4 protein-coding genes are annotated in these 3,760 nt (G+C 70.0%); 2 read left to right on the forward strand and 2 right to left on the reverse strand.

Going from position 1 to position 3,760, the window contains the following annotated elements:
• A partial coding sequence (locus tag AC1D15_RS21650; protein WP_477827591.1) for an outer membrane protein assembly factor BamD occupies window positions 1-658 on the forward strand: 658 nt, incomplete at its 5' end.
• A gap of 3 nt (window positions 659-661) precedes the next feature.
• Here the strand turns inward: AC1D15_RS21650 and yoaA are convergent.
• Window positions 662-2,662, reverse strand: coding sequence for a DNA repair helicase YoaA (gene yoaA / locus AC1D15_RS21655; RefSeq protein WP_477827592.1), 2,001 nt, complete (start codon window positions 2,660-2,662; stop codon window positions 662-664).
• The gene (locus tag AC1D15_RS21660; RefSeq protein WP_047502498.1) at window positions 2,640-2,843 is read right to left on the reverse strand and encodes a YdcH family protein; all 204 of its coding nucleotides are present in this window, start codon (window positions 2,841-2,843) and stop codon (window positions 2,640-2,642) included. Before AC1D15_RS21660 ends, yoaA begins: the two co-directional genes overlap by 23 nt.
• 63 nt (window positions 2,844-2,906) lie before the next feature.
• Here AC1D15_RS21660 and AC1D15_RS21665 point away from each other — a divergent pair, with 63 nt between their 5' ends.
• Window positions 2,907-3,671 (forward strand): PP2C family protein-serine/threonine phosphatase, encoded by a 765-nt coding sequence (locus AC1D15_RS21665; protein ID WP_047502495.1) that lies wholly within the window; start codon window positions 2,907-2,909, stop codon window positions 3,669-3,671.
• Window positions 3,672-3,760 lie beyond the last annotated feature (89 nt).

Below are 3,760 nucleotides of genomic sequence, written 5' to 3' on the forward strand. Positions count from 1 at the left end.
GTCCGAAGCCGATGCCGGCAGCTACGACCGTGCATTGAAGCTCTACGAGCGCCTCGAAGGCCGCGCCGCCGGCACGCCGCTCGCGCAGCAGGCCACGCTGGAGCGAGCGTACCTGAACTACAAGACGGGCGAGAAGGCGACGGCGCTGTCGATCCTCGAGCGCTTCCTGAAGCTGCACCCGACCAGCCCGGCCTTCGACTACGCACTGTACCTGCAGGGCGTCGTCAACTTCAACGACAACCTCGGCCTGTTCAGCAGCATCGCGCGGCAGGACCTGTCCGAGCGCGACCAGCAGGCCTCGAAGGACTCGTACCAGTCGTTCAAGCAGCTGGTCGACCAGTTCCCGCAGTCGAAGTACACGCCGGACGCGCAGGCGCGCATGCGCTACATCGTCAACTCGCTGGCGGCCTACGAAGTGCACGTCGCCCGCTACTACTACCGGCGCGGCGCCTATGTGGCCGCCGCCAACCGCGCCCAGCAGACGGTGCAGGAATTCCAGCAGAGCCCGGCGACCGAAGAGGCACTGCACATCATGGTGCTGAGCTATGACAAGCTCGGGCTGCAGCAGCTGCGCGACGACGCCGGGCGCGTCTTGCGCAAGAACTATCCGAACAGCGAGTTCATCGCGTCCGAGCCGCTGCCGGCGACGGCGCAATAGAACTCAGAATGGAAGCGCCTGCGCCTGCAGGCCTTCCAGCCACTCCAGGGCTTCGGCCTCGGCCATCACCCGCGTCATCGGCGGCAAGGCATCGCGCAGCCGCTTGCCGTAGTTCATGCCGGCCATGCGCGGATCGCAGACCACCAGCAGCCCGCGGTCGGTCTCGCTGCGGATCAGGCGCCCCGCGCCCTGCTTCAGCGACACCGCCGCCTCGGCGATGAAGTAGTCCGAGAACGGGTTGYGGCCCTCGCTCTCCAGGCGCTTGACGCGCGCCTCGACCAGCGGGTCGTTCGGCGGCGGGAACGGCAGCTTGTCGATCATCACGCACTGCAGCGCGTCGCCCGGCACGTCGATGCCCTCCCAGAAGCTCTGCGAGCCGACCAGCACCGAGCGCGGCTGCGCGAGGAACTGCTGCAGCAGCTGGCGCTTCGGCATCGAGCCCTGCATCAGCACCTGGATGTTGTCGCCCTCGGATTCGAAGGTGTCGCGCAGCCGTTCGCCCACCGTCTGCAGCGCCCGCAGCGTGGTGGTCAGCACGAAGGTGCGCCCGCCCAGCGCCCGCGCACAGCGCGCGGCCAGCGCGGCCACGGCCGGCGGGTGCCCGGGCTCGTTCGGCTTCGGGAAGGCGGCGGGAATGTAGAGCCGCGCATGCGCGGCGTAGTCGAACGGGCTGCCCACCCGCAGCGTCAGCGCGTCTTCGAGCCCGGCCGATTCGGTGAACCACGACAGCCGCTCGTCGTCGCCGAGCGTGGCCGACGTGAAGATCCAGGCGCGCGGCGCCGCATCCATCTGCTCGCGCAGCGCGTCGCGGATGTCCAGCGGCGACTCGACCAGCCGCGCCTGGTGCGGCGACAGGTCGATCCAGCGCACGCAGCCCGGCGCGGCCGGCTGCTCGAACTGCGCGGCCATGCGGCGGAAGTTCTGCGCCCGCTCCATCAGCTTCGAGAAATCGGGGGCGATCTCGCTGACGGTGTCGAGGCCGCGCTGGGCCGCCTCGCAGGCCTGCGCCACGCCCTGCAGCGCGGTGCCGAAATCCGCCCGCTCGGCGCGTTCGTCCCAGCGCAGCTTCAGGCTGCCGCGCACCTCGCGCAGCGGGCCGGCGGCGGCCATGCGCAGATCGCGCGCCGCCTTGTCGCAGGCGGCGGCCAGTTCCTGCCATGGCGCGAGCCCGCGCGCCAACTGCAGCCCGGCGCCGAGCATGTCGCGGGCGAAGTCGATCACCTGCCCGGTGCCGAGCGTCGTGCCGAGGAAGGCGACGCCGGCCTCGGCGAGCTGGTGCGCCTCGTCGAACACCGCCACCTCGACGCTCGGCAGCAGCTCGGCCACGCCCGAGTCGCGCAGCGCCATGTCGGCGAAGAACAGGTGGTGGTTGACGACCACCAGGTCGGCCGCCATCGCCTCGCGCCGCGCCTTCATCACATGGCACTGGCGGTAGTCGGGGCACTCGCTGCCGAGGCAGTTGTCGCGGGTGGAGGTGACCAGCGGGATCACGCTGGAGCGCTCGTCGAGCCCGTCGAGCTCGGCCAGGTCGCCGCTGGTGGTGGCGCGCGACCAGGTCTCGATCTTGGCCAGCGTGCGCACCGCCCAGCGGTCTGGCAGCTGGGCCGACTGGCGCGCCTGGTTCATGCGGTGCGTGCAGAGGTAGCTGGCGCGGCCCTTCAGCAGCGCAATCGTCAGCGGCAGCCCGAGCGCATCGCGCAGGCGCGGCAGGTCGCGCAGGAAGAGCTGGTCCTGCARGCTCTTGGTGGCGGTGCTGACGAGCGCCCGCGCGCCCGACAGCAGCGTCGGCACCAGGTAGGCGAAGGTCTTGCCGACGCCGGTGCCCGCCTCGGCGACCAGCGCATGCCGCCCGTCGATCGCCTGCGCCACCTGCTGCGCCATGCGCTGCTGCACCTCGCGCTCGACATAGCGCGGATCGGCCTGCGACAACGCGCCGCCCTGGGCGAAGGCTTCGGCGACGGCCTCTTCGAGCGGAGTCAGATCAGGCGGGTTCGGGAGGGTCAAGCTGGGTTTCCAGTTTCGCGATCTGGTCGCGCAGGGCCAGGCGCCGCTTCTTGAGCCGGCGCATCGCGAGTTCGTCGTCGGAGTGCTCGCCAGCCACGCGGTCGATCAGGCTGTCGAGGTCGGCGTGTTCGATGCGAAGCTCGATCAGGCGGCGCTGCGGCGAGTGCAGGTTGTCGTCCATCGAGGAGAACGTCGCGGAGTATTGCAGGTGGGCGTGGGGGCAAAGCGATTATAGTTTTCGCCCATGAGCACACCCCCAGGATATCGGCTGAATGCCGCCACCGGCATGCACCGCGGCGACCGCGCCTACCAGCAGGACCAGGTCGAGATCCTGCCCCATCACCGGGTTCCCGGGTGTGCCCTGGCGGTGCTGGCCGACGGCATGGGCGGCAAGAGCGGCGGTCGCAAGGCCGCCGACCAGGTGGTGCTGACGGCACGCCAGCTGTTCGAGCGCTACAGCCCGAACCAGGACGATCCCTCCGAGCTGCTGAAGCAACTGGTGCTCGAAGCGCACCTGATGATCAAGCTGACGGCGATCACCGCCGAGGAAGAGCCGCACAGCACCGCGGTGGCCTACCTGATCAGCCCCTCGCGCGAGTGCGACATGATCCATGCCGGCGATTCGCGCTGCTACCACTTCCGCGGGCCGGACATGGTCCGCCGCACCATCGACCATTCGTTCGTGCAACGCCTGGTCGACGAGGGCCAGATCAGCGAGGAAGAGGCCAACACGCACCCGCAGTCGAACCTGCTGACCGGCTGCCTCGGCACCTACCAGGATCCGCCGCTGACCTTGCACCACATCGACCAGCTGCAGGTCGGCGACTCGGTGCTCGCCTGCAGCGACGGGCTGTGGCACTACTTCAGCCCGAAGGAACTCGGCGCGATCGTGCACACGCTGCCGCCGCGCGAGGCGAGCGAGATGCTGGTGACGAAGGCACGCCAGCGGGCGCGGGGGACGGGGGACAACCTGTCGCTGGCGCTGATCCGGATCGACGCGCTAGGCTAGATAGAGCCCCCCCAGTCGCTTCGCCCCTCCCCCCAGGGGGCACCACCCGGCGGCCCGGCGAAGCCGGTTCCGCGGGCGTTGCTTGATCG

It is taken from the genome of Rhizobacter sp. P2_H2 (assembly GCF_056403375.1).

Coding starts and splice junctions, on each gene's coding strand:
- AC1D15_RS21660 (WP_047502498.1), bottom strand. CDS start 2,843: ATGGACGACAACCTGCACTCGCCGCAGCGCCGCCTGATCGAGCTTCGC.
- AC1D15_RS21665 (WP_047502495.1), top strand. CDS start 2,907: ATGAGCACACCCCCAGGATATCGGCTGAATGCCGCCACCGGCATGCAC.